The following is a 23,092-nucleotide window of genomic DNA, read 5'->3' as shown; positions in this document are numbered from 1 at the left end:
ACCAACCTTTCGGGGGAAAAGGTATGACCGAAGTCTTCCTCGGGCAGATAATGCTCACGGGGTTTGCGTTCGCGCCCAGGGGATTCGCCCTTTGCAACGGACAGCTGCTTTCCATCGCCCAGAATCAGGCGCTGTTTTCTCTGCTGGGAACCATGTACGGCGGTGACGGCAGAACCACGTTCGCCTTGCCCAATCTGCAATCGCGTACTCCGGTGGGCGCCGGCCCTTCGGCGGATGGGGGCTGGAATCCTGCGCCATACGTCCAGGGGGAAGTGGCCGGTGTGGAGAGCGTTACCCTGCTGCCCACTCAGGTTCCGGCACACAGCCCGGTGGTCAACGGCACCACCACGGCAGGTACGGCGCGCAACCCTACTGGGGGCCTGTATGGCACCAGCGGCAGTGCCATCTTCGGACCTGCCAACGGCACCTTGGTTCCGCTGAAGGGCGTGGGGCCGGGCGGCGGTAACCAGCCGCACCAGAACCTGCAGCCCTACACCGTGATCAATTTCGTGATCGCGCTGAACGGCATTTTCCCGTCGCGCAACTGATTCTTCCGACGCCCATTACAGGAGTTCCCCATGAGCACCCCTTACATCGGAGAAATCCGGATGTTCGGTTTTGCGCGCGTGCCCAACGGCTGGTTCGCATGCAACGGTTCGCTTCAATCGATTGCCGAGTACGAAGTGCTGTACACCGTGATCGGCACCACCTACGGCGGCGACGGCATCAATACCTTCGGCGTACCTGACCTGCGTGGCCGCGTGCCGATCCACCAAGGCCGCGGACAGGGATTGAGTACCTACGTGATGGGGCAGCAAGCGGGTAGCGAAAGTGTCACCCTGCTGCAGACGCAGTTGCCGCAACATACCCCGTCGCTGATGGCCGCCACCGTCCTGGCCACCACCGGTGCGGTTGGCGCTACCGTGGTGCCGGCAGCGTTGTCAGGCGAGACCATGTACGTCACCGATATCACCGGGGCCAACGGCGCGACCCTGTCGGCCAATGCGATCGTCAGCCAGGGGGGCAACCAGCCACACGACAACGAGATGCCCACGCTCACGGTGCAGTTCTGCATCGCCTGGGCCGGCATCTATCCGTCGCAAAGCTGAGCCGCCACTTGCGCATATCCGCTTCCAGGACACGACCATGACCCAACCTTTCATCGGCGAAATCCAGATCTTCGGCTTCAACTTCGCGCCTTATGGCTGGGCAAGCTGCAATGGCGTCACCCTGCCGATCCAGCAGAACACTGCGCTGTTTTCGCTGCTGGGCACCCAGTACGGTGGCGACGGACGAACGAATTTCCAGTTGCCCAATTTCGTCAACCGCGCGGCTACCGAACAGGGCCAGGGCCCCGGCTTGACCCCGCGTACCATCGGCGAGGTCTATGGCAGCAATTCGGTGACGTTGACCACCATGGAGATGCCGTCGCACAACCACGCCCTGACGATCTACAACCAGCCCGACCAGACCAAACGCACCGGCACCCCGGCCGCGGGCAACTACCTGGGCCTGCCGACCTCAGGTGCACCGTTCGTGCCCAACGCCACCGCCAACGCACAGTTCAGTCCCAACATGATCGGTCCGTCCGGTGGCGGCCAGCCCCACGAAAACCGCCAGCCCTACCTCGCGACGAACTTCTGCATCGCGTTGCAGGGTGTGTTCCCCAGCTTCAACTGAAGGTATGCACGCTTCGTCGCGGCTCACTTCATTCCCGGCGGGCCGCGACGACCGCCTGGCCGTACCCGCGCCCCTTGGCGAGCGCGGGTACGTCCTGCGGCCGCTGAGCGACGATGACCTGCCTTGGCTGCGCGACCTGTACGCCAGCACCCGCGCGGAGGAGCTGGCGTCAGTGCCTTGGCCCGAAGCGAGCAAGCGCGCATTTCTCGACAGCCAGTTCGCGTTGCAGCACCAGCACTACCAAGCGCACTACAGCGACTCCGATTTCCTGGCCATCGAACGCAACGGCGTGGTGGTGGGTCGTTACTACCTGCAGCGCAGTGCGCCGGATCACCTGATCGTGGATATCTGTTTGTTTCCCGGTGAGCGCGGTCGCGGCGTAGCCGCAGCGCTGATTGGTCACAGCCAAGACGAGGCCGCCGCGCTGGGCTGCGGCGTGACCCTGCACGTGCAGGCTGACAATGTCGCTGCGCAGCGCCTGTACCGGCGTGCAGGATTCGCCGTGATCCACGACCAAGGCTCGCATCTGCTGCTGCGTTGGGCGCCGGACTGAGCCGGCGACACGCCGCCGCATGCCTAGCCACGGGCTCACATTCTCAGTTGAAGATCGCCTGATACAGGAATCCGGCCTGCTCACGCGCGACCGGAACCAGGAAAATGCCCACCTCACCGACGTCGGCATGGCGCATCTGGTAGATCTGCTGCGGGAACAGGAAGGCCGAGCCGTTGCGGAACAGCAGCGAGAAAGGCACCCGCGCCGCGCCCGGCGTTAGTTGCGAGGGATTCAGCGCCCGCGCCTCCACAAGCACAAACGGAACCTCGCCGTCGTTGATGACCGCCGAGAAGGTCTGATCGACGTGGCGGGCGAAATGGTCAAGCGTCAGCAGTTCCATGCAGGGTTCCCCTAAACCGAACCGCATCGTCGCCGCGCGGTACGTCCGATGCAAGTGTGTTGCGAAAATTTCCGGCAGGCATGGTTGGCTGCACGTGAACCGCTCGTCCATCAGTCCTGTGTACCACCCGAGGCGAGTGTCCGGTTGCCTGCCACTGCCCACCCCCCACCCAGCGCCAGGAAGAGATCCACCTGACGGTCCACCCGCTGCGCACGCGACGCTGCGAGTGCGGATTCTGCATCGGCGAGCGCGGCCTCGGCAGATAGCACATCGAGGAAGCCGATTCTGCCGAACCGGTACAGCTGCCCGGCCTGGTCGCTCGCACGTGCCGCGTCGTCGCGGGCCAGGGCAAGGCTGCGCCCGCGATCGATCTCCTGTGCATAGGCCGACAACGCCGTTTCGGTCTGCCGCAGAGCATCCAACACCGCGCCATCGAACGAGGCCAACGCGGCATCGGCGTTGGCCCCGGCAGCGTCGATCCGTGCGTGGGTTGCGCGGCGGTTCGGCCAGCGCCACGACAGCAGCGGTCCGATGGACGCCCCGATGCTGTCGCTGCCCAGCAGCTTCTTGAATGAACCTGCCATGCCAGCGGACGCGCCGATACTCACCTGTGGATACAGCGCCGCCGTTTCCACGCCGATCATTGCAGTGGCGGCCGCCAGGCTGCGCTCCGCCGCACGGATATCCGGGCGACGCTGGATCAGCTGGCTGCCATCGCCGACAGGAATCAGCTGCTGCAGGCGCGGCGGTTGTTGGCAGTTGGCGACGTCCTGCGGGTAGTCCGCTGGTAGTCGGCCCATCAGCGCTGCCAGTTCGAACAGGGCTGCCTGCCGCTCGGCAACCAGATGCGGCACCGCCGCCGCGCTGCGGTTGACCGCCGCGCGCGCCCGGCTCACGTCGAATTCGGTTCCGCGTCCGCCGTTGGCCAAGCGGGTGGTGGCGTCCAACGTGGCGCGCTGCGTATCGAGCACACGCTGCGTCGCCGCCAGGGTGAGGTTGGTCGAACAGATGCCGACATAGGCGCGGGTGACGGCGGCGGCGACAACCACCCGCACCTGGTCGCGCGCTGCAGCGACGGCCTCTGCATCCGCACTGGCCGCTTCAATACCGCGGCGGATGCCACCGGCCAGATCCAGCGGGTAGGACAGGTGGATGCCGAGCGCGTACAGCTGCGGTGGCGAGGAAGGCGAGGTGTATCCCCCGGCGCGGGCCAGCGTGGCCGATGCGTCGGCGTCGGTGCCTACCGAGCCCTCGGCCCGGACCTGCAGCACCAGCGCCGTGGCGCGCCGTAGGTTGGCGTCGGCCGCGCGCAGATCAGTATTGGCCCGCAGCGCTTCGCTGACGTAGGCATTGAGCCGTGGATCGTCGTACAGCTGCCACCAGCGGTCCGGCGGCTCGGCCTGTATGTAGGCAGCTTCGTGTCCCGATACGAATGTGCGGCGGGCCGCCGGGGCCGCGGCGACCGCGTTGGCCGGAAGTGTGTAGTCGGGGCCGGACAAGCAGCCCGCCAGCGAAAGCGCACAGGCGAGCACACCTGCGCGCGATGCGTTGCCGATCACTTGCAGACCCCCGGCGCACGCGGGGTGATGGTCACGCTGGCGGTTCTACCGACGATCAGGCGGGTATCCGGTGCAACGTCATCCAGGCGGATGCGGACCGGTATCCGCTGCGCCAGCCGCACCCAGGTATAGGTCGACGCGACCGACGGCAGCAGGTTGTGGGTGCTCGAGCGCTGGTCGTCGGCGATACCGGCAGCGATGCTCTCCACATGCCCACGCACTTCGCGACCATCGCCCATCAGGTGGGCGACCGCGGCATCGCCCTCGTTGATGCAGTTGAGCTTGGTTTCTTCGAAATAGCCTTCGACCCTCAGGCTGCTGCTGTCGATCAGGGCCAGAGCCTGCGCGCCGGGCTGCAGGAAGTCACCCGGGTGCAGGTCGAGATTGGTGACGGTGCCATCGGCGCTGGCGCGCACTTCGGTGCGCTGCACGTTCAACAGTGCCACCCGCCGCTCCGCGCGGGCCTGCGCCAGACCGGCAACTTCGGTATCAACCTTGGCCGTATTGCGCTCGCGTGTCTCCGAGGCGACCAGGTTGCCCAGCGCCAGATCCCGTTTCGATTCACGGCGGGCGAGGGTGAGCGTGGCCTGCGCGCTGCTCACCGCAGCATCCGCCTTCTCCAGCGCAGCGGCGTAGCGCGGCTGGTCCAGCACCAGCAGCAGCTGCCCGGCTTCCACCCGCTGGTTGTCCTGCACCAGCACCTGGGTCACCAGTCCGCCCATGTCCGATGCCACGCGGATCACATCCGCGCGTACCCGGCCATCGCGCGTCCAGGGCTGCGTTTCGTATCGGTTCCAGAGGGAGAGGGCAGCGATGACGGCGACGGCGAACAGGCAGAGCGTTGCGCTCCAGCGGCCAAGGACACTCAGCACGTGTTTCATTTCAGTTTCTCTAACAGGGGCGCGAGCTGGATCAACAGCTCCGCCAGGATCACGAACAACGAAAGGCCCACCAGCGGGCGATAGGCGAACAGCCGGTACAGCCCGAGGCTTGCCAGCAGCCGCGAGGCCATCATCGACAGGGCCAGCGCGATGAGCGCCACCGCCAGCAGGCCGGGAACGAAGACGCCATCGATGGAGATATCGGAGAACATCGCATCAGTCCTCATGAACGAGCAGGTCGCGGCGCAGGCCGGAGAGCAGCGCGAGAACGCGCTCGGTTTCGGGTGGGTTGCCAGCGAGGATGGCGTAGCGTGTGTTCTCGAGCGATTCCAGCAGCGGCGAATTCACCAGGCGCGGAGTGGGAGTGCGGAAGTGGGCGGTGGCCCTGTGCATCAGCAGCGCATGACACTCGCGGCTGCTCCGGTCCTTGAGCTTCCTGCCGATCACGCGCAGTTCGGCCACGGCACTGGCCGCGCGCATGTCTGCAAACATCGTCCGCAATGTGCGGGCCGCATCCGGATGGCCGCGCAGGCGAGGAGCAAGCAGCGCAAGCCGATCCACCATGCGGCTGGTCCAGTCGCTGGCATTTCGCACCTGCCCGGCCGCCCGACGCGCGATGTCCCGCCTGATCACGTCCTGCAGGCGCGCGCGGCTGCGATTGCTGTCCAGGGTCTGCAACAGCGACATGCTGCACAGCGCCGCCGCCGTGCCGACGAACAGCGCGACGCCGCTGTTGAGCGCACCCACGATGTTGCTGGCATTGGTCGCGCCCAATCCTGCAATGAGCGGGAAGGTGAGCACTACGCCCAACGCCGCCATGATGAACGGTGGGCGGGCGAGGAACGAGCCACACACCAGCAGCGCGGGCGCCAGCGCCATGGCCAGGCCGACGAAATCGGACAGGCCCGGAAAAATCACCAGCGCGTAGAACAGCCCGATGACCACGCCGATGGTCGACCCGATCAGGTAGCGCATGACATGCCCGGCAGGTGCCTCGGCGGTCCCGAACAACACGCAGGCCGTGCCGATGATGGAGACGGCAGTTGCACCATCGGACCACGCGGTAGCGATCCACAGCGCGCAGCTCAGTACGATGCCGACGAAGGCGCCCAAAGCGCTGCGCAGGGCGACCCGGTGATCACGATGCAGCACATGGCCGTTCGCCTTGCTGGCAAGGTGCACGGGCACCCGCCGGCGCCAGTCCGGGCGGGCGTCGTGCAGCTGCTCTTCCAGCAGCCGGCAGTCGTGATGGGCAGCATCGAGTTCGGCCTGACGTGTGCAAAGCGCTGCACGCAACAGGTCCGGCCATGCTGTGTCTGTCGTGCCAACAGGCTGCGCGCGTAGCTGGGCCATCGATTCATCCACCGCGCTGGACAGCATCAGCACATCAAGCATCCGGTCATGCAGTGCGCGCAGGATCTGCACCTGGGCAACGCCGTGCGCGCTGTCGAATGGCAGGTGGATGGACAGCGTGTGCAGTTCGAGCAGGTCCGCGGCTACCTTGGAGCGGTCCTCCGCCAGTACCGTGTCCCTGGCGCCTGCGCGCATGTCCTGCGTCCAACGTTCCGCATCGCCGAGGATCGACGCCACACGCGCGTGCACACGCGGCGAGACCCGGCGTGGCAGCACCAGCCCGTGGACCAGCGTTGCCGCAAGAATGCCGATCGAGATCTCCTGCACGCGGGTGATGGCAATGGTGAAGACTTCACCGGGCACCATCACCGCCGGGAAGCCGATCAGGCTGGTGGTGTACCCGGCCAGCAGGAAGGCATACGCACGCGGTGTGCGGTCGAGCATGGCCAGGTACAGGCACAGGCCCATCCAGGCCGCCAGCGCCACGCTCAGCACCAAGGGCGCGTTGGCGAAACGCGGCACCAGCAGCACCGTAGCAACCGCGCCGCCGACGGTGCCCAACAGGCGGAACAGGCCCCGGCTGAGCGTTGCGCCGGACATCGGCTGCGACACCAGATAGACCGTGCCGATCACCCAGAATGGGCGGGTCAGGCCGATGCGCAGCGAGACATACAGCCCGAGGATTGCGGCGAGCAGGCACTTGAGCGAGAACAGCACCGCTTCGCGGTCGACCTTCAATGTGGGCGACGTCAGCAGCGCACTGGGGCGCGAAAGCCAGGGGCGGGTGGGGGCGGGAATCTGCATGCCGCCATCGTATTCAGCGAGGACCGCAGCCGAATTTCGCTAGAATGCCAGCCTATCGCTGAATCTGGTCATTGAGAATGACTCGCATCTCGCTGCCTGGCTTTGATCTGGACCCGGACGCGACGGATCGGCCTGCAGTGGCCAGCCGCCTGCAGGTGGCCGATCACGATGCCGAGATTCCGGTCCACGACCATCGCAAGGGACAACTGATCCTGGCACTTCATGGCGCGGTGACCTGCGAGGTGGCCAATGCCCTGTGGATCGTGCCGCCGCAGTGCGGCGTGTGGATTCCCGGCAGCATGCCGCACAGCAATCGCGCCACCGCGAACGCGCGCCTCTGCTATCTGTTCGTCGAGCCGGGCGTCGTCGACCTGCCACGGCACTGCGTGACGCTGTCGATCTCACCGATGGTGCGCGAGATGATCCTGCACCTGGCCGATGTGCCGCAGGACTACCCGCGCGGCGGGCACATCGAGCGGCTGGCGCGTGTGCTGCTGGACGAACTGGTGCAGATGCCGGCCGAGCGGTTGTACCTGCCGGTGAGCGATCACGCGAAGATCCGTGCGCTGGCTGTAGCGCTGTCGGCCAATCCGGCGGACCGCAGCACCATCAGTGAATGGGCCAAACGCCTGGCGCTGGGCGAGCGCACCTTGACACGCCTGATTGATCGGGAAACCGGTCTGTCGTTCGGGCGCTGGCGGCAACAGCTGCATCTGCTCGTTGCGATTCGCGAGCTTGCAGGTGGCGCGGCGGTGCAGCGGGTTTCTGAAAGCCTGGGCTACGAGTCGGTGACAGCGTTCATCACGATGTTCAAGAAAGCGCTGGGGCAGTCGCCTACGCGGTATTTTGCGGCGCGGCTGCGGAATCAGGATTCTGCTGCTCGTGGCGATTGACGTTGACTGGCTGAAACGGAGTATCAGCTCTCCACGGAGCTGCGTTTGTCGCGTATCGAATAGATCACTGAAAAGATCTTCCAGCCTTGCTCGGTGCGGACCAGTTGCCACATTTCCCTGCCCCAGTTTTGTTTCGCACCGTTGGCGTGGAAGCTGTAGTCGAACGATGCCGATGCCACATCTCCGTCTGTGTCGATCTTCGTGTTGAAGAACTTCTCCTCTCGTGGCTCTGCAGTGGCCACGGCCTCATCGATGAGCGAGATGAAGTTGTTCGATGGGATCTTCCGCGCCTTGAGCGCATCGGGCTTGGCCCGGCGGATGTCCGCCAATCGCCGATCCTCGGACACGTACTGCCAGCCGATATCCTCAGGCTTGTCAGAGAAGAACAGCGCCATGTAGGTTGGCTTGTCCTTGTTCATCAGCGAGGTACGGAAGGACTCGATTACCTGCTCGATCGCTTCCACATCGGCAGGCGTGCTTTGCTCTGCGTAGGCCGGAAGGCTGGCCAACAGGCAAAGGGCGAGGGCGGTGAGGACCGTTCCTGGAGTGTGCATCTGTAGTGTCGGGTTGCAGGGGAGGGCGGGCATGCGCATCAGCGAGCGTAAGTGCGCCAGAAGAGCACACGATCGCCGGTTCTGTTTGTTGCGACGAAGATCGACTTGCCGAATTCTGGCTCGCAACGAAAGAAGGAGTAGGAGTGCTTCAGAGCGGCCTCACTCGGCCACCAGCTTCGATTGAACGGTGCCGGCTGGGTAGCGCTGTGATCGACGGGCCGGCAACCGGACGGCAACAACAGCTGCTTGCTGCGTGGCGTGCTGAAGGCAAGCGCGCTCACGTTTGAATCGAGGTCGTGCACCTCACGCAGGTCGGTCGCCTCCTCGGGCACCCACGCGGGAATCCAGCCCTTGGTAATCATCTCGGCGTCGACGGCTTCCTGCTTCGTGGCGTAGGACCTGTCCATCACCAGATCGCAGGAGGTGAGTATCAAGCAGAGTGCGAAGAGGATGGGCGGTCTCATGCTGCTTCTGGCGAGTTGTCGGAACGTCATTGCTGCCATGCCTTGCCTCGCGACCTACCGGGTCAATGCCTCGAAAAGACGGTTTCGATCCGCATCGGTCATCGACCACGATTGCCCGGCCGGCACCATGCGCACGGTCTCCACTCGGCCGCAGGCCCGGTATTGCCAGGTTTCTGTGCCGTCCGCCTGCGTTGCCACATCGATCCCGTCCAGACGCGCGCATTGCAGCCTTGCCAGTGCCATCGGCGCGAAATGGAACATGTAATGTTGCACTCTCTCGGCTGGCATTGCCGAGCCTGTCGGCAGCGGATGGGCCGGCGAATACTCGCCCAGCAGGCTGATGCAGGTCGCGGCGGCAGACAGCGTATTGCGGCCGAAAGCACGGGAGGCGTCACGTTCTACGTCCTTCTCGAGCTTCTTCCCCTCCTTGCTGGCGGCGTACGTCTGTGCCACCTGAAGCTGCGCGGGCTCGAAGGTCGACAGCCACCGTTCGCGGCCGTCCTGCAACTGTAGTTTCAGGCCCGGCAGAATTTTCTGGCAGCGCGCCGAAATCGCCTGTGTCTGCACGAAGTCCTGGGCCCGATCTCTGGGAGTTGCGGCCGGCTGTGCTGCCGTCGCGTCCGCCGCCAGGAAAGCGGAGGTGATGACTAGGGCATATCCAATCCTGCTGCGCATCCTTGCACCTGATGGAAAGTTCGATGGCGCACGCTATCACGGATGTTGGGTGGGACGCATTTTGGAAAGGGAGGGGCTGACCCCGACCCAGGGACGGCCACCGTCATCGATAATCGTGACCTGTATCTCATGGCTTGACTTGATTATGTAATCGGCTTGCGCGATAAAGGCCCCATGCGGCGGTGCCGCATTCCGGAACAGGGACGATCCGAAGCAGGGCGCGACAGGGCGGTGATCCGCCTGTGCGCCTTCGTCCCTCCCGGCGCGGTATTCGCCCAGGAAGGAGAACACGGATGTTCGGACGGACAATGAAGCTGTCTTGTGTGGCGCTGACGATGGTCGCGCTTGGCTGCGCGGCCCCCCTTGCCGCGCAGGCGCAGGAGAGCAAGACAACCTGGCGCATCTCCCAGCCAAGCGGGAATTCGACCCAGTACAAGACTCAGCAGGAGGCAGTGCAGGCGATCAAGAGCCTGCCCGCGCCGAGTCCGTTCCCGCCTGAGCTCCAGTTCGGTTGGCAGTCCGTCAATTCGATCAAGTCGAAGGTCGTGGACCTGGAGGGAAATACCTCAATCACGTACTGGATGGGCAAGTCCCAGCCCTCCGACCCTGATTGGTCGTATCTGAGTACCGCTATATTCCCGACCGAAGAGGCGATGGTTGCCGCCTACCTGGCCAAAGTTCAGGAGGCAAATCCTGTATGTCCCGGAGCGGCGGTCACCCCGACGAGTGAATGGTATGCACTCAGCCCCGACATGGAAGGGACGATCGAGATCCGCGATTTTCAAGCGACTTACATGACCGGCTACAATACGGCGGAGTCGCCGTGCACGCCCTATCCAAGCGATGCCCATATGACGCGGACCCGGCGTCTGAACTGCCCGGTCCCCCTCACCCAGTGGTCCAACAAGCATGAGGCGTGTGTCAGCGAAGAGTTCGTAGCAACCATTACCTCCAAGACGACGCAGTGCGACAAGGATGGGGGTAGCGCCGGCTGCCCCGATGAGGATCAGGCCCCGTGCAACGGCACCGTAGGCAACCCCTGTGACGTAAAGACCGGTGAGAAGTACGAGATCGCGCAGGATTTCGATCTCGGCTGGATTGCACTGACGCGCTATTACCATTCGGGAATATCCACCTCATCCGGAGGCTTCGGCCACGGTTGGACACACTCGCTTGGCGCCCAGCTCGCACTGGATGGGGCGGGCGGTGCTGGCATCGTTGAAGCCACTGGTTTCCAGCGCGCCTTCAAGAAGATCGGCCAGGTGTACGAGGCTGCTGACAGCAGTGGCGATCGCATGGTCCAGAACGGAAACTGGACGCTGTACGCAGCGGATGCCATTTCGACGTTCGACGACGCGGGTCGGCTCGCCGCGAAGCGCTTCGTGGACGGTACCTCGCTCACGTTCGTCTATGACGACAGCCAGCGCCTCGCTGCCGTCGTGCACAGCAGCGGCCGTACGCTTGAATTCGTCTACCAGTCCAACGACTACGAGGCCCTGATCAGCTCCGTTCTGGTCGCGGGCGTGCCGCAGGCGAGCTATACCTATACTGCGCATGGGCAGGTCGCTACCGTCACCTACGCGGGCGGCGGGGTGCTCACCTATCACTACGAGAATCTGGATTTCCCCCAGCATCTGACCGGCATTACCGCCGAGGACGGGCGCCGCTACAGCACCTTCACCTATGACACCATCGGTCGCGTCATTTCGAGCCAGCACGCGGGCGGTGCCGATGGCGTAACCCTTGCCTACAGCCCCAATGGCGGTGCCGTAGTCACCGATGCATTGGGCCATCAGACCGATTACACGTTGACACCCGGTGGCGACAGCGCGCCTCCCCGCAAGGTGTCGGGCACGACCGACGCCCAAGGTTCGGTCAGCCGCACTTACTATGACGGTGCGGCCGACTTCCGCAGGCGTCTGGATACCTACACGGACCGGCGTGGCACCCAGACCAAGCACACGTACAGCGAAGGCGTCGACGCGGTGACGGGCCGACCGGTCAACACCCATACCATTACCGATGCGGTCGGCCTGCCTGAGCAGCGTGTTGCGCAGACCACGCGCGACAGTGTGACCAACGCGGTGCTGGCTACGACCATCGCTCAGCGTGAGACGCGTACCGCCTACAACGCCCGTAGACAGCCGGTGAGCGTGACCCTGAAGGACCTGGCGTCCGGGCAGACGCGTACGGCCACATATACCTATTGCGAGGCCGCGGATGTAGCCGCAGCCGGCAGTTGCCCCGTGGAGGGGCTGCTGAAGAGCGTGGACGGCGCACGCACCGACGTGGCCGACGTCAGCACCTATGCCTACTACGCCGCAGACGACGCAGGGTGCGCGACCAATGGGGCCTGCACCTATCGCAAGGGCGACCTGCGCAGCGTCACCAATGCACTCGGTCAGACGGTGGAGACGTTGGCCTACGACGCCTACGGGCGACCGTTGTCGGTGAAGGATGCCAATGGCGTGGTCACCGACTACGCCTACCATGCTCGTGGCTGGCCCACCTCGGTGACCGTACGCGGCGCCACCACCGCCGAGGATCGATCCACCCAGATCAGCTACTGGCCGACCGGCCAGGTTCAGCAGATCACCGAGCCCGATGGCGGCAGCGTGACCTACGTCTATGACGCAGCACTGCGACTGACCGATATCGAGGACAACGCGGGCAATACCATTCACTACACGCTGGACAATGTCGGCAATCGACTGAAGGAGGACACCCTGGATGCGGGCGGTACCCTGCGCCGCACCCTGGCACGCACCTTCAACGCGATTGGCCAACTTACGGCGCTGAAGGACGCCGGCAACCACGCTACCGGCTTCACCTACGATGCCAACGGCAACCCGCAGACGGTGACCGACGCCCTGCAGCGCGTCTCCAGCCAGCAGTACGATCCCCTGAACCGGCTGGCGCGGACCCTGCAGGACGTGGGAGGTGTTGCTGCGGAAATCCGCAGCCAGTACAACGCGCTGGACCAGGTCACCCAGGTGACTGACCCGAAGGGCCTGCACACTACCTATGCCTATAACGGTTTCGGTGATCTGACTGGACAGGTCAGTCCGGACAGTGGCGCCAGCAGCTTCACCGTTGATGTGGCTGGCAACCGCAAGACCGCCACCGATGCGCGGGGCATCACCGCTACCTACAGCTACGACGCGCTCAACCGCCTGATCGGCATCGCCTACCCAGACCCCAACCTGGATGTGGGCTATAGCTATGACGTGGCACCGGCTGCCTGCGCCGCCGACGAGCGCTTTGCCAAGGGGCGCCTGGGGCAGGTGCTGCACGCCAATGGCAGCACGCAGTACTGCCACAACCGCTTCGGCGAGATCACCCGCAAGGTGCAGACCGTCAACGGTGTCGTCAGCACGTTGCGATATGCCTACAGCAACTCGGGCCGCCTGACGGCGTTGACTTACCCGGACGGCAATGTGGCCGACTACGTGCGCGATACCCAGGGGCGCATCAGCGAGATCGGCCTGACCCGCCCTGGGCAGTCGCGGCAGATCGTGGTGAACAACGTGACCTACGCGGCCTTCGGCCCTGCGACAGGGTGGACCTACGGCAATGGCCGCCAGTTGCAGCGCCCGCTGGACCTGGACTACCGTCCGCAGGCCGTGCATGACCCGGCGGCAGGCGGCCTGTCGCTGGGCTACGGCTATGACCCGGTCGGTTCGATCACCGAGCTGAAGAACGGCGCAGGGTCCGAAGTGCTGGCCAAGTACGCCTACGACGCGCTGGGTCGCCTGACCCAGACCCAGGACGGCGCGACCGGCACGCCGATCGAAACCTACGGCTACGACGCTACCGGTAACCGCACCTCGCTGACCACTTCGGCAGGAACTGCCAATTACACCTATCTGGCCACCAGCCACCGGCATACGGCGGTCGATGGTGAGCCACGCAATCATGATGCGGCGGGCAACACCACCAGCATTGGCAGCAAGATGTTCACCTACAACGATGCCAACCGCATGAACGCGGTGAAGCAGGGCAACGCCACACTGGAGAGCTACGGCTACAACCATCGCGGCGAGCGCGTGCTGCGTACCCCGGCCGGTGGTGCGACTCAGATCACGTTGTACGACGAAGCAGGGCAGTGGCTGGGCAACTACTCGGCCACGGGCCAGGCGCAGCAGCAGGCGATCTGGCTGGACAACTATCCGGTGGCGTTGATCAATCTGCCGAGCAGCGGCGTGCCGGAGCGGGCCTACGTCCAGCCGGATCATCTGGGTACGCCGCGTGTTGTGATCGACCCTGCGCGCAATGTCGCGATCTGGGAGTGGAGCAACAAGAGCGAGGCTTTTGGCGATCAGGCGCCGGCCAATGATCCAGATGGCGATGGCGTAGCTTTTGAGCTCTCGCTGCGCTTCCCGGGGCAGCAGGCGACGGATGCGAGTGGTTTGTTTTACAACTACCAGCGGGAATACGACCCGGTAGTGGGGCGGTATTCGCAAAGTGATCCGATTGGGTTGGATGGCGGGATTTCAACGTTTTCGTATGCTCGCTCTCAGCCAACCTTCTCGATCGATCCGCAGGGTCTTCAGGTTATCGGAAGCCCAAGAGAGATAGCCAATCCGCTGGATGAGTCTCAAGCCAGGATGCTGCTTCCATGGGTGGCGGACATGACTCCAGGCGTCGGAGAGGTCAAGGGCGTTTATGAAGCATGTGAAAATCCCACGCCGGGCAACATTGCCATGGCGGCAATCGGCATTGGTCCCCTCAAACTTATCAAGCTTCCCGTAAAGGCGGGTCGGGTACTACTTACATTTGGACGAGTGGAGAACCAGGCCTATCACGCTTTCCGGCACATCGAAAGGGCTGGATTGGACAGCGCAAGTGTGCAGAAGGCGATCACTGCCGACATGGAACGAATTGGGGCGAATCTTCCACCTGGGCAATACTCTGGATCAGTGATGGTCGACGGCGTGAAAGTTGACTACAGCTCCTATAAGCTGCCAGACGGAAGTATCAATGTGGGAAGAATTACCCCGCCTAGGAAGTAACGTATGCCCAGACACCTGTCAGAATCCGAGAAATGGATAGTCCAAACGATGCTTCGGGATGTGCATCCTCTGAAAATCACTCCGGAGGCGCTATCAGTGGTTGAGATTGAGGGAATGGATGACGGAGGGATGGGGAGCCTACTGTTTCAGTCAGGTAAGCCCGATCGCTGTCTTGGAAAGGATCTTGCCAGAGAAGTCTTCGTGGACCGGGATGGCGTTGATGTAATAGCAACTCTTTCATTGGACAATTATGGGGACCTTTTCGAATTGGATATATGGAAAGTTGATTTCTCGCCAGTTGTTAGCCTTCGTCGCAAAGACTCGTCTACCGCTAGCTAGGAAAGGACAGTGAATCGCTTCGGCCAGGTCGCCCGCAATGGGTGAGGGCGCTCATTGGCATCCCAGAGAACGGGGAAAATGAGATTACTCGTTATCCTATCGATCAACTCGCGTGGGCCAACGTTGGCCCATATCATGTGGGGCGCGCTTTGAGAGCGTCTTGCATGATGTGGTGCGTTGCGAGGCTGACGAAGATCACCTAGCCCGCCATTTCGGGGATGTGCTGTTTCCACCTAGCAGGATCAGTTCTTCGAGCTGAAAACTGTGGAAGGTGGACTTCTCGATCATCGGCGTCGATCCGAGGAGGGCTTTCAGAGGGCACTGACGCCTGCTGAAAGCGCTCTTCGCTGAAGCGTTGCGCGTGGCAATCACCCCTCCACCTGCAATCGCCCCACAGCCTGCGCACTCAACGCCAGGCACGCCAGCATCAGCCCTTCCATCACCCGGTCCCCCACATAGTCCTCGGGCTCGCCGTTCTGACGGGTCCGCTCTGCCGCCAGCAGTACTTCCTGTACCACCCGCAACCCGGCCAACGCGCAATCCGAATCGGCCAGCGCCATGCAGCGCCCGGGCAACTGATGCCGCTCCGGCCAGGGCTGCCCGTCGGCCGCAGCGCCTTTGCCGATACGCTTCAGGTTGGCAATCAGGGTGTTCGCATCCACGCAGGGCACAGCCTCTGCCAGGTCATCGGCGTTGGCCGGGTCACGGTAGGCGTGCAGGTGGGGAAGATCAGATCCGTTCATGGCGAGGCTCCGTGCAAGGCATTCGGTAGCCGCCACACAGAGGTGGCGGACGGTACGTGGTTCGAATCCGGGTTGACCTCAAGCCGGCGGGCGCGAACGCCCCCACGCACCGCCCGCCATAGCCGGCAGACGGATTGCCAGCCGGTGGACGCCGACTGGCAAGCGCAATCACTCAAGGTCAACACGGGATTCGAAACCCGGCCACCCGTTTTCGGTGGCACGCCATCTGAGCCCGCGTCGCTGGGCAATGCCAATCAGAAGAGTTGCAAATAGCTCAAGATTGGAGACGCTTTCGGCATTGAACCACGCTGTTAAGTACTGGCAGCGCTGATTGCCGCGATGATCCACCGCGACCAGGCAATCTGCGACAGGCGTCGTGGTTGGGTGAAGGAGTGGGGGACGGCAGGCGGTTCGAAAACGACAGGGCTGACGGCCCTACCAATCGGTGCATTCGCAGTCGGGGCTCCGGGTTGACGCTTTCAGCGCCCCGGCGCACTCTGAGTGCTCGGGTCGACAACCCGTTCAGGCGCCCAGCGGCACGGTGGAGTCAGGAGGTGAAACAGCCATGAGCCAACTCACCGACGGATTCGGGCGCAGCTTTCCCTACCTGCGCCTGTCGTTGACCGAGGCCTGCAACTTTCGTTGCAGTTACTGCCTGCCCGATGGCTACCAGGCCGATGGCCGCCCGCGCTTTCTGGCGGTGGACGAGATCGCCCGTCTGGTGCGCGCGTTTGCCATGCTGGGGATGACCAAGATCCGCCTGACCGGTGGTGAGCCGAGCCTGCGCAAGGATCTGGACGAAATCATCGCCACGGTGGCAGCCGTGCCGGGCATCCGCAAGGTAGCCATCACCACCAATGGCACGCTGCTGCCGCGTCGCCTGCCGGGCTGGCACCGCGCCGGCCTGACCGCGCTGAACGTCAGCATGGACAGCCTGCAGCGCGAGCGCTTCAGCACCATCACCGGCCACGATCGCCTGCCGGAAATCCAGCAGGGGCTGGAGATGGCGCAGGCACTGGGGCTGCCGGCCATCAAGCTCAATGCAGTGCTGCTGCGCGGCCTGAATGACGACGAGCTGCCGCAGTGGATGGACTTCCTGCGCGACCGTCCCTTCAGCGTGCGCTTCATCGAGCTGATGCGTACCGGCGACAACGAAGCCTATTTCCAGCGGCACCACCTGCGTGCCGAACACGTGATCGATCAGCTGCATGCCGCCGGTTGGCATGAGCGCCCGCGTGCGGCCGATGCCGGCCCGGCGCGTGAGTTCAGCCACCCGCAGCATCGCGGCACGGTGGGCATCATCGCCCCGTACTCGCGCGACTTCTGCAAGGGTTGCAACCGCCTGCGGGTGACCGCCAAGGGCGACCTGCGGCTGTGCCTGTTCGGCGAATTCGGCGTGCCGCTGCGCCCGCTGCTGCAGAGCGACGACGACCAGGACGCGCTGCTGGCACGCATCACCACACAGCTCGGCCTGAAAGCGGCCGGGCATGGATTGCATCAGGGCCAGACCGGGTTGACCCCGCACCTGGCGTCGATCGGAGGATGAGGAACACGATGAGTGGTGAATTGACTGCGGCCTTCCACATGGCCGATGTGCGCGACAAACGCGTTACCCGCCGCCGCGCGGTGGCGGTGGGCGAACTGCATGCTGGCCCGGTGGCCTACCCGCTGATTGTCGAGCGCCGCCTGCCCAAGGGCGACGCGCTGGTGATGGCCGAGATTGCCGGCCTGCAGGGGGCGAAGATGGCCTCGATGCTGATGCCGTTGTGCCACCCGCTGCCGCTGGAGCTGGTGCAGGTGTACTGCGCGCCAGTGCCGGAGCGGCAGTCGATCCGCGTGTGGTGCGAGTGCGCCAGCGAGGCCCGCACCGGTGTGGAGATGGAAGCACTGGCCGGGGTGAACGCCGCACTGCTGACCCTGTACGACCTGAGCAAGCCGGTGGAGCCGGCGCTGCGCATCGAGGGCATCCGTCTGCTGTTCAAGGAAGGCGGCAAGCGTGGCCTGTGGCTGCATCCGGATGGTATGGACGACGGTGAGCGCGAGCGCTTCAGGCCGCGCCCGCCGAAGGGCTTGAACGGTGCTGCCTGTGCGGTGATCACCCTGAGCGATCGCGCGAGCGAGGGCACGTATGCCGACGAGTCCGGCCCGAAGCTGGTGAGCGGGTTGCAGTCGCTCGGTGGCGAGGTGGTGGCTGCCGAGGTACTGCCCGATGGCATCGAGCCGCTGGCGGGACGCCTGCGTGCGCTGGCGGGCGAGGGCGTGCGCCTGTGCCTGTGTACCGGCGGCACCGGGCTGGGCCCGCGCGACCTGACCCCGGAGGCGCTGCGTTCGTTGAACGCGCGACCGGTGCACGGGCTGGCGCAGATGGTGCGTGCGTTGAGTGCGCAGCACACGCCGATGGCCTGGCTGAGCCGCGCTGAGGTGGTGCAGCTGGATGACATGCTGGTATTTGCGCTGCCGGGTAGCCCGCGTGCGGCTGCGCAGTGCCTGGACATTCTGGCGCCGGTGCTGGGCCACGCGCTGGCGATGGTCGATGGCGGTGGCCACGCATGATCGCCTACAGCGAAGCGCTGCAGCACCTGATGGAGGCAGCCACACCGCTGCCAGCCGAGCGGCTGACGCTGCATGAGGCGGGTGGTCGCATCCTGGCCACGGACATTATCAGCGGGCAGTCGCTGCCGCCGTTCGACAATTCGGCGATGGACGGCTTCGCGCTGCGCGCCAATGGCACGCCCTTCGAAAGCGGTACCGGGTTTGCGGTGCAGGGCTGGCAGGCCGCAGGCGATGCCGGTGTCGAGGGCGGCGAGGGCGCATGGGAAATCATGACCGGCGCGCGCATGCCGGTCGGGCTGGATACGGTGGTGCCGATCGAGAACGTTGAGATCCTCGCCAGCGAGGATGGCCGTCCGACCCGCATTGCGTTGAAGAGCGCGGTGAAGCCTGGCCAGAACGTGCGCCTGCGTGGACAGGATGTGGAAGAGGGCGAGCGCGTGCTGCAGACCGGGCAGGCGCTGGACATCAACGCACGCACCCTGTTGCACGCCATCGGCGTGGCCGAGGTGGCGGTGGTGGCACGGCCGAAGGTCGCTGTCATTGCCACCGGCAAAGAGCTGGTGACCGAAGCGGCGCAGGCGCTCGACTCCGGACAGATCCGTGACAGCAACCGGCCCTATCTGATCGGCCGCCTGCAGGCCGCCGGTGCCGAGGTGGTGTGGCAGGGCACGGTAGGTGATGAGGTGGCTGCCTTCGATGCAGTGCTCGATGACGCGCTGGCGGCAGGGGCACAGGTGCTGGTGAGTACCGGTGCGGTGTCGGCGGGCCGCTACGACTTCATTCCCGATGCGTTGCGCGCGCGTGGCGCCCGCATCGTGTTCCACAAAGTGGCGATCCGCCCGGGCAAGCCGCTGTTGTTTGCGGTGCTGCCCAATGGCGCGCTGTATTTCGGTCTGCCGGGCAACCCGGTGTCGGCGGCAGTGGGGCAGCGCTTTTTCGTTGAACCGGTGCTGCGTCGCTTGCTGGGCCTGGCCGCCGAGCCACTGCTGCAGCTGCCGTTGCAGGCCGACGTGCGCAAGCCGCCGGGCCTGCGCTTCCACGCGCGGGCGCGGGTGGAAGTGGACGCGCAGGGGCGCTTGAGCGCACGCGTGCTGGCGGGCCAGGAATCGTTCCGTTTGAAATCCATGCTGCAGGCCAACGCCTGGGTGGTGCTGGAGGGCGAGGGTGACCTCGCCACGGCCGGCACACCGGTGCGCGTGCAGGGCTGGGGCCATCAGGACCCGCTGCAGCTGGCGACCCAGGAGTCGTTATGAAACAGGTGAATCTGCAGTTGTTCGGTGCGTTTTCCGATCTGGATGCCAGCCGCGAGATCGCGCTGGAGGTGGCCGGTGGCACCGTGGCCGATCTTCGCCAAGCGTTGCGTGAGCTGTTGCCGGTGCGCTTTCCCGGTTTCCGCGCCGGGTTGCTGGACTATTCGGCCTTCGCCGACCAGCAGCGCGTGCTGCGTGACCACGAAGCGTTGCCCGCCGATGGCAAGGTGGCGATCCTGCCGCCGGTGAGTGGGGGCTGAGCCATGAGCAACGTGACTGCGAAAGTGGTGGACCGCGCGCAACGCGCCATCGACCCGGCCGAAGGCATCGCAGCGGTGTCCGACCCGGCATTCGGCGGCATCGATGTGTTCATCGGCAAGGTGCGCGACTTCAATGTGGGGCGGCCGGTGACCGGCATCACCTACGACCTGTTCGAACTGCTGGTGCTGAACGAGATCCAGCGCTTGGCGGCAGAGATCGAGGCGACGTTCGGGCCGAAGCTGAAGCTGTATGTGGCACATGCCAAGGGCCGTCTGGGCATTGGCGATGTGGCGGTGGTGGTGGCCGCAGGCAGCCCGCACCGTGATGAAGCGTTCCGCGCGTGCCGACAGTTGATCGAGGCGGTGAAACACCAGTGCCCGATCTGGAAACAGGAACATTACGAAGACGGCGACAGCGAGTGGAGCGAAGGCTGCACTCTTTGCCGCGCCGACAGTGAACCGGCACATGAGCACCACTGACGGCAGTAGATCCACGCCATGCGTGGATGGCGCCTTCTCCGCGCGCCCGGCAGAAGCAGCCACGCATGGCGTGGCTCTACTGAGGCGTACCTGCACGGTTGCGCCATGCGTGGATGGCGCCTTCCCCTCGCGCCCGGCGGAAGCAGCCACACATGGCGTGGCTCTACCGTGAGTATGACCTTGCCCAGCCCCATCGCCGGTATCGTGCTGGCCGGTGGCCTGTCCAGCCGCATGGGCCGCGACAAGGCGCTGCTGCCCTGGCAGGGGCGCACGCTGCTGGAGCACATGCGCGGCACGTTGCGGCTGGCAGGGGCAGACCGTGTCTGGGTGAGCGGACGTTACCCGGCCTTCGGCGGCGTGCCCGATCAGATCACACGGTGCGGGCCGCTGGGCGGCCTGTACAGCGTGGCGATGCAGATGCCCGATGGCCCGGCCTGGGTGGTGCCGGTGGATACACCCCGGTTGACGCCAGCGCTGCTGCAGCAGTTGTGTGACCGGCACAGCGGCGCTTGCACGATCTTTGAGGGTCATCCGCTTCCGATGCTGTTTAATGTAGGCAACGAAAGCCGCACGATCCTCGAAACCATGATCCACGATCCCCTAGGCCCGCGCTCCCTGCAGGCCCTGCAACACCGGCTGGATGCGCAGACCCTGCGCTTGGCCCATGCCGATGAAGGCGCCTTGGTCAACTGCAACACCCCTACTCAATGGGAGGGCGTTGTCTCATGAAGGTGCAGCTGCAGGAACAGACAATGCGCCTGCGCCTGGACGAGGCCGAGCTGGCCACGCTGCTGGTGGGTGAAACGGTGGAGAACCTGACCCGGTTCGGCGGCAGCGGCGGCTGGGGTACGGCCGTCTCGCTGCATGGTGGCGAATCGGCCGTGCTGCTCGACAGCGGCACCGATTGCCGCCTGGTGCTGCCACGGTCGGCGGTGGAGGATCTTGCCGGACGCCTGCCGTGCCGCGATGGCCTGGCCTTTGCGCTGTACCTGGATGACGGCACCACGCTGCAGCTGCAGTTCGATGTGGATGTGCGCGACAGCGTGCGTCAGCGCGGCCCGGGCCGACGCGGGACCCCGCCCGCGGCGTGACGCACGCAACGCCCGGGCGGCGGCGGGCCGTGCCGTATGATGGACGCTTCCGTTCGAGCGTTGTTGTGATGTCTTCGATGCCGCCCCCGCAGCTGCGCCCCGGCAGGGCAACGCCCAATCCCGCTGCCGCCGATGACGGCGATGCACTGCATTTCTGCAGTACGTGCGCGTTCTCGGATGCGTGTACGTCGCAGGGCTACGACAAGGCTGCCCTGGGCGAGCTGCATGTGCTGGTTGACCATGTCGGCCCGTTCCATGCCGGCGACTACCTTTTCCGTGCGGGCGAGCCGTTCGACTCGATCGCGGCGGTGCGCGCGGGCATGGTCAAGACCTTCGTCGACGACAGCCAGGGCAACGAGCAGGTGCTGGGCTTCGCGTTGCCGGGCGAGGTGATCGGGCTCAACGCCATTCACGGCTCGCGGTTTCCGTGCAACGCGGTCGCGCTGGACACGGTGTACCTGTGCCGCATTTCCTTCCCCAAGCTGAGCCTGCTGGCCACCCGCATGCCGGGTCTGCAGGCCAAGTTGTTCAGCCTGCTCAGCGCGGAGATCGGCAAGGTCGCCACCCTGGCGGCCAATCATCGCACCGACGAGCGCATGGCGGCCTTTCTGCTGGACATGTCCGAGCGCTATGCACGGCGCGGGTTCTCCGCGACCCGCTTCAACCTGACGATGGCCCGCACCGAAATCGCCAACTACCTGAGGATGGCGCCGGAGACGGTCAGCCGGGTGCTGCGTCGGCTGAGCGATGAGGGTGTCATTGCAGTCAATCAACGTGAGATGCTGCTGCTGCAACCCGAGCGGCTGGCGGCGCTGGCCGTGGCCAGGGATTCCGAACCGGACTGAACACGGCCAAGGAGCCGATATGAAGACGCTGGGCGTGTTGTTGCTGGGGATGCTGGCTGCACTGCCAGCGTGGTCGGCCGAGCTGACCGTGTCGGCGGCATCCAGCCTGACCGAGAGCTTCCGCGAGCTGGGCGCAGCCTATGAGAAGGCAAACCCGGGCAGCAAGGTCGACTTCAACTTTGCTGCCTCCGGCGTGCTGCTGCAGCAGATCGCGCGGGGCGCGCCGGTGGATGTGTTCGCCTCGGCTGATGAAACAACGATGGACCAGGCGGCGCAGCAGACGCTGCTGGCAGCGGGTACGCGTGAGGTCTTCGCAGTGAACGCGCTGTGGGTGGTCGTGCCGCCGCAGGCGAAGGCGCCGCCGCGCGCACTGGCCGATCTGGCGGGTGCCGCCGTGCAGCGCATCGCACTGGGCAACCCGGACAGCGTGCCGGTGGGTCGCTATGCAAAGGGTGCGCTGCTGGCCGCAAAGCTGTGGCCGGCAGTGCAGGGCAAGGTGATCAGCACGCAGAACGTGCGGCAGTCGCTGGATTACGTGGCACGGGGCGAGGTGGATGCGGGCTTTGTCTACGCCACGGACGCGCAGGCAATGCCGGATCGCGTGCGGCGCGCGTTCGAGGTTCCGGTTGCCGGACGCATCGCCTATCCGCTCGCGGTGGTGCAGGCCAGCACGCAGCCAGCGGAAGCCAAGCGCTTCGCTGCCTTCGTGCGCTCGGCGCAGGGCCAAGCGATCCTGCAGAAGCACGGATTCGGCAAGCCCTGA

Annotated in this window: 25 protein-coding genes; 16 read left to right on the top strand and 9 right to left on the bottom strand. The window is 65.0% G+C overall.

Features of this window, described 5'->3' with window-relative positions; translation table 11 throughout:
* The first annotated feature begins 23 nt into the window (after window positions 1-23).
* From ACQ5SA_RS02625 to ACQ5SA_RS02610, 4 genes are read left to right on the top strand one after another with little or no spacing between them, the layout of a single operon-like run.
* A complete protein-coding gene (locus ACQ5SA_RS02625) occupies window positions 24-548 on the top strand; it encodes a phage tail protein (RefSeq protein WP_499312493.1) in 525 nt (174 codons plus the stop codon).
* A 30-nt stretch (window positions 549-578) separates the two neighbouring features.
* Window positions 579-1,109, top strand: coding sequence for a phage tail protein (locus ACQ5SA_RS02620; protein WP_499312491.1), 531 nt, complete (start codon window positions 579-581; stop codon window positions 1,107-1,109).
* A 37-nt stretch (window positions 1,110-1,146) separates the two neighbouring features.
* Window positions 1,147-1,680: a phage tail protein gene (locus tag ACQ5SA_RS02615; RefSeq protein WP_499312490.1), complete on the top strand. Its 534-nt coding sequence runs from the start codon at window positions 1,147-1,149 to the stop codon at window positions 1,678-1,680.
* 4 nt (window positions 1,681-1,684) lie between these two features.
* Window positions 1,685-2,233 (top strand): GNAT family N-acetyltransferase, encoded by a 549-nt coding sequence (locus ACQ5SA_RS02610; protein ID WP_499312489.1) that lies wholly within the window; start codon window positions 1,685-1,687, stop codon window positions 2,231-2,233.
* Window positions 2,234-2,276: 43 nt separating this feature from the next.
* On the opposite strand, the gene ACQ5SA_RS02605 is transcribed toward ACQ5SA_RS02610, so the two are convergent.
* The 5 genes from ACQ5SA_RS02605 to ACQ5SA_RS02585 form a co-directional block, all read right to left on the bottom strand.
* Window positions 2,277-2,573 (bottom strand): DUF6916 family protein, encoded by a 297-nt coding sequence (locus ACQ5SA_RS02605; protein ID WP_499312487.1) that lies wholly within the window; start codon window positions 2,571-2,573, stop codon window positions 2,277-2,279.
* Window positions 2,574-2,683: 110 nt separating this feature from the next.
* The gene (locus tag ACQ5SA_RS02600; RefSeq protein ID WP_499312486.1) at window positions 2,684-4,132 is read right to left on the bottom strand and encodes an efflux transporter outer membrane subunit; all 1,449 of its coding nucleotides are present in this window, start codon (window positions 4,130-4,132) and stop codon (window positions 2,684-2,686) included.
* Entirely contained in the window at window positions 4,129-5,013 is an 885-nt protein-coding gene (locus tag ACQ5SA_RS02595; RefSeq protein WP_499312484.1) for an HlyD family secretion protein, read from the bottom strand. Before ACQ5SA_RS02595 ends, ACQ5SA_RS02600 begins: the two co-directional genes overlap by 4 nt.
* Entirely contained in the window at window positions 5,010-5,225 is a 216-nt protein-coding gene (locus ACQ5SA_RS02590; protein WP_025874327.1) for a DUF1656 domain-containing protein, read from the bottom strand. Before ACQ5SA_RS02590 ends, ACQ5SA_RS02595 begins: the two co-directional genes overlap by 4 nt.
* A 4-nt stretch (window positions 5,226-5,229) precedes the next feature.
* On the bottom strand, window positions 5,230-7,170 hold the full coding sequence (locus tag ACQ5SA_RS02585; protein ID WP_499312482.1) for an FUSC family protein: 1,941 nt from the start codon (window positions 7,168-7,170) through the stop codon (window positions 5,230-5,232).
* Window positions 7,171-7,247: 77 nt separating this feature from the next.
* Here ACQ5SA_RS02585 and ACQ5SA_RS02580 point away from each other — a divergent pair, with 77 nt between their 5' ends.
* Window positions 7,248-8,063 carry an AraC family transcriptional regulator gene (locus ACQ5SA_RS02580; RefSeq protein WP_499312481.1) on the top strand — a complete coding sequence of 272 codons (816 nt, stop codon included), beginning with the start codon at window positions 7,248-7,250 and terminating at the stop codon, window positions 8,061-8,063.
* A gap of 23 nt (window positions 8,064-8,086) precedes the next feature.
* Here the strand turns inward: ACQ5SA_RS02580 and ACQ5SA_RS02575 are convergent, their stop codons facing one another.
* Genes ACQ5SA_RS02575 through ACQ5SA_RS02565 form a run of 3 tightly spaced genes read right to left on the bottom strand, consistent with a single transcriptional unit; the run spans window position 8,087 to window position 9,756 of the window.
* A complete protein-coding gene (locus ACQ5SA_RS02575) occupies window positions 8,087-8,617 on the bottom strand; it encodes a nuclear transport factor 2 family protein (RefSeq protein ID WP_499313295.1) in 531 nt (176 codons plus the stop codon).
* A gap of 38 nt (window positions 8,618-8,655) precedes the next feature.
* On the bottom strand, window positions 8,656-9,081 hold the full coding sequence (locus ACQ5SA_RS02570) for a YbbD-related protein (protein WP_499312479.1): 426 nt from the start codon (window positions 9,079-9,081) through the stop codon (window positions 8,656-8,658).
* A gap of 54 nt (window positions 9,082-9,135) precedes the next feature.
* A complete protein-coding gene (locus ACQ5SA_RS02565) occupies window positions 9,136-9,756 on the bottom strand; it encodes a hypothetical protein (RefSeq protein ID WP_499312478.1) in 621 nt (206 codons plus the stop codon).
* A gap of 308 nt (window positions 9,757-10,064) precedes the next feature.
* On the opposite strand from ACQ5SA_RS02565, the gene ACQ5SA_RS02560 reads away from it, so the two are divergent.
* Complete coding sequence (locus tag ACQ5SA_RS02560; protein ID WP_499312476.1) at window positions 10,065-14,768, top strand: RHS repeat-associated core domain-containing protein; 4,704 nt, start codon at window positions 10,065-10,067, stop codon at window positions 14,766-14,768.
* 3 nt (window positions 14,769-14,771) lie between these two features.
* Window positions 14,772-15,107, top strand: a complete 336-nt coding sequence (locus ACQ5SA_RS02555) for a DUF6984 family protein (protein ID WP_499312474.1) — start codon at window positions 14,772-14,774, stop codon at window positions 15,105-15,107.
* A 368-nt stretch (window positions 15,108-15,475) separates the two neighbouring features.
* On the opposite strand, the gene ACQ5SA_RS02550 is transcribed toward ACQ5SA_RS02555, so the two are convergent.
* Window positions 15,476-15,850 carry a hypothetical protein gene (locus tag ACQ5SA_RS02550; RefSeq protein ID WP_499312472.1) on the bottom strand — a complete coding sequence of 125 codons (375 nt, stop codon included), beginning with the start codon at window positions 15,848-15,850 and terminating at the stop codon, window positions 15,476-15,478.
* A 565-nt stretch (window positions 15,851-16,415) separates the two neighbouring features.
* On the opposite strand from ACQ5SA_RS02550, the gene moaA reads away from it, so the two are divergent.
* From moaA to modA, 9 genes are all read left to right on the top strand, one after another.
* Window positions 16,416-17,396: a GTP 3',8-cyclase MoaA gene (moaA, locus tag ACQ5SA_RS02545; protein WP_380653954.1), complete on the top strand. Its 981-nt coding sequence runs from the start codon at window positions 16,416-16,418 to the stop codon at window positions 17,394-17,396.
* Between the two features lie 8 nt (window positions 17,397-17,404).
* On the top strand, window positions 17,405-18,403 hold the full coding sequence (gene moaCB / locus ACQ5SA_RS02540) for a bifunctional molybdenum cofactor biosynthesis protein MoaC/MoaB (RefSeq protein ID WP_499312470.1): 999 nt from the start codon (window positions 17,405-17,407) through the stop codon (window positions 18,401-18,403).
* The gene (locus tag ACQ5SA_RS02535) at window positions 18,400-19,656 is read left to right on the top strand and encodes a molybdopterin molybdotransferase MoeA (RefSeq protein ID WP_499312468.1); all 1,257 of its coding nucleotides are present in this window, start codon (window positions 18,400-18,402) and stop codon (window positions 19,654-19,656) included. Before moaCB ends, ACQ5SA_RS02535 begins: the two co-directional genes overlap by 4 nt.
* Window positions 19,653-19,913: a MoaD/ThiS family protein gene (locus ACQ5SA_RS02530; RefSeq protein ID WP_049463966.1), complete on the top strand. Its 261-nt coding sequence runs from the start codon at window positions 19,653-19,655 to the stop codon at window positions 19,911-19,913. The genes ACQ5SA_RS02535 and ACQ5SA_RS02530 overlap by 4 nt, the downstream gene beginning before the upstream one ends.
* 3 nt (window positions 19,914-19,916) lie before the next feature.
* The gene (locus ACQ5SA_RS02525; RefSeq protein WP_499312466.1) at window positions 19,917-20,393 is read left to right on the top strand and encodes a molybdenum cofactor biosynthesis protein MoaE; all 477 of its coding nucleotides are present in this window, start codon (window positions 19,917-19,919) and stop codon (window positions 20,391-20,393) included.
* Window positions 20,394-20,567: 174 nt separating this feature from the next.
* A complete protein-coding gene (gene mobA / locus ACQ5SA_RS02520) occupies window positions 20,568-21,122 on the top strand; it encodes a molybdenum cofactor guanylyltransferase (protein ID WP_499313294.1) in 555 nt (184 codons plus the stop codon).
* On the top strand, window positions 21,119-21,484 hold the full coding sequence (locus tag ACQ5SA_RS02515; RefSeq protein WP_499312464.1) for a hypothetical protein: 366 nt from the start codon (window positions 21,119-21,121) through the stop codon (window positions 21,482-21,484). Before mobA ends, ACQ5SA_RS02515 begins: the two co-directional genes overlap by 4 nt.
* A gap of 68 nt (window positions 21,485-21,552) precedes the next feature.
* Window positions 21,553-22,329, top strand: coding sequence for a helix-turn-helix domain-containing protein (locus ACQ5SA_RS02510; RefSeq protein ID WP_100465591.1), 777 nt, complete (start codon window positions 21,553-21,555; stop codon window positions 22,327-22,329).
* Between the two features lie 19 nt (window positions 22,330-22,348).
* Window positions 22,349-23,092, top strand: a complete 744-nt coding sequence (modA, locus tag ACQ5SA_RS02505; RefSeq protein WP_499312462.1) for a molybdate ABC transporter substrate-binding protein — start codon at window positions 22,349-22,351, stop codon at window positions 23,090-23,092.

The sequence above is a fragment of the Stenotrophomonas indicatrix genome (assembly GCF_050573115.1).
GTDB classification, from domain to species: Bacteria; Pseudomonadota; Gammaproteobacteria; order Xanthomonadales; family Xanthomonadaceae; genus Stenotrophomonas; species Stenotrophomonas lactitubi_A.
Note: the sequence above shows the minus strand (reverse complement) of the source record. Positions and strands in the feature narration are given on the sequence as shown.

Coding starts and splice junctions, on each gene's coding strand:
- ACQ5SA_RS02530 (WP_049463966.1), top strand. CDS start 19,653: ATGAAACAGGTGAATCTGCAGTTGTTCGGTGCGTTTTCCGATCTGGAT.
- ACQ5SA_RS02560 (WP_499312476.1), top strand. CDS start 10,065: ATGAAGCTGTCTTGTGTGGCGCTGACGATGGTCGCGCTTGGCTGCGCG.
- ACQ5SA_RS02510 (WP_100465591.1), top strand. CDS start 21,553: ATGTCTTCGATGCCGCCCCCGCAGCTGCGCCCCGGCAGGGCAACGCCC.
- ACQ5SA_RS02595 (WP_499312484.1), bottom strand. CDS start 5,013: ATGAAACACGTGCTGAGTGTCCTTGGCCGCTGGAGCGCAACGCTCTGC.
- ACQ5SA_RS02610 (WP_499312489.1), top strand. CDS start 1,685: ATGCACGCTTCGTCGCGGCTCACTTCATTCCCGGCGGGCCGCGACGAC.
- mobA (WP_499313294.1), top strand. CDS start 20,568: ATGACCTTGCCCAGCCCCATCGCCGGTATCGTGCTGGCCGGTGGCCTG.
- ACQ5SA_RS02555 (WP_499312474.1), top strand. CDS start 14,772: ATGCCCAGACACCTGTCAGAATCCGAGAAATGGATAGTCCAAACGATG.
- ACQ5SA_RS02625 (WP_499312493.1), top strand. CDS start 24: ATGACCGAAGTCTTCCTCGGGCAGATAATGCTCACGGGGTTTGCGTTC.
- ACQ5SA_RS02620 (WP_499312491.1), top strand. CDS start 579: ATGAGCACCCCTTACATCGGAGAAATCCGGATGTTCGGTTTTGCGCGC.
- ACQ5SA_RS02550 (WP_499312472.1), bottom strand. CDS start 15,850: ATGAACGGATCTGATCTTCCCCACCTGCACGCCTACCGTGACCCGGCC.
- ACQ5SA_RS02590 (WP_025874327.1), bottom strand. CDS start 5,225: ATGTTCTCCGATATCTCCATCGATGGCGTCTTCGTTCCCGGCCTGCTG.
- moaA (WP_380653954.1), top strand. CDS start 16,416: ATGAGCCAACTCACCGACGGATTCGGGCGCAGCTTTCCCTACCTGCGC.
- moaCB (WP_499312470.1), top strand. CDS start 17,405: ATGAGTGGTGAATTGACTGCGGCCTTCCACATGGCCGATGTGCGCGAC.
- ACQ5SA_RS02575 (WP_499313295.1), bottom strand. CDS start 8,617: ATGCACACTCCAGGAACGGTCCTCACCGCCCTCGCCCTTTGCCTGTTG.
- ACQ5SA_RS02585 (WP_499312482.1), bottom strand. CDS start 7,170: ATGCAGATTCCCGCCCCCACCCGCCCCTGGCTTTCGCGCCCCAGTGCG.
- ACQ5SA_RS02515 (WP_499312464.1), top strand. CDS start 21,119: ATGAAGGTGCAGCTGCAGGAACAGACAATGCGCCTGCGCCTGGACGAG.
- ACQ5SA_RS02525 (WP_499312466.1), top strand. CDS start 19,917: ATGAGCAACGTGACTGCGAAAGTGGTGGACCGCGCGCAACGCGCCATC.
- ACQ5SA_RS02605 (WP_499312487.1), bottom strand. CDS start 2,573: ATGGAACTGCTGACGCTTGACCATTTCGCCCGCCACGTCGATCAGACC.
- modA (WP_499312462.1), top strand. CDS start 22,349: ATGAAGACGCTGGGCGTGTTGTTGCTGGGGATGCTGGCTGCACTGCCA.
- ACQ5SA_RS02570 (WP_499312479.1), bottom strand. CDS start 9,081: ATGAGACCGCCCATCCTCTTCGCACTCTGCTTGATACTCACCTCCTGC.
- ACQ5SA_RS02615 (WP_499312490.1), top strand. CDS start 1,147: ATGACCCAACCTTTCATCGGCGAAATCCAGATCTTCGGCTTCAACTTC.
- ACQ5SA_RS02535 (WP_499312468.1), top strand. CDS start 18,400: ATGATCGCCTACAGCGAAGCGCTGCAGCACCTGATGGAGGCAGCCACA.
- ACQ5SA_RS02580 (WP_499312481.1), top strand. CDS start 7,248: ATGACTCGCATCTCGCTGCCTGGCTTTGATCTGGACCCGGACGCGACG.
- ACQ5SA_RS02565 (WP_499312478.1), bottom strand. CDS start 9,756: ATGCGCAGCAGGATTGGATATGCCCTAGTCATCACCTCCGCTTTCCTG.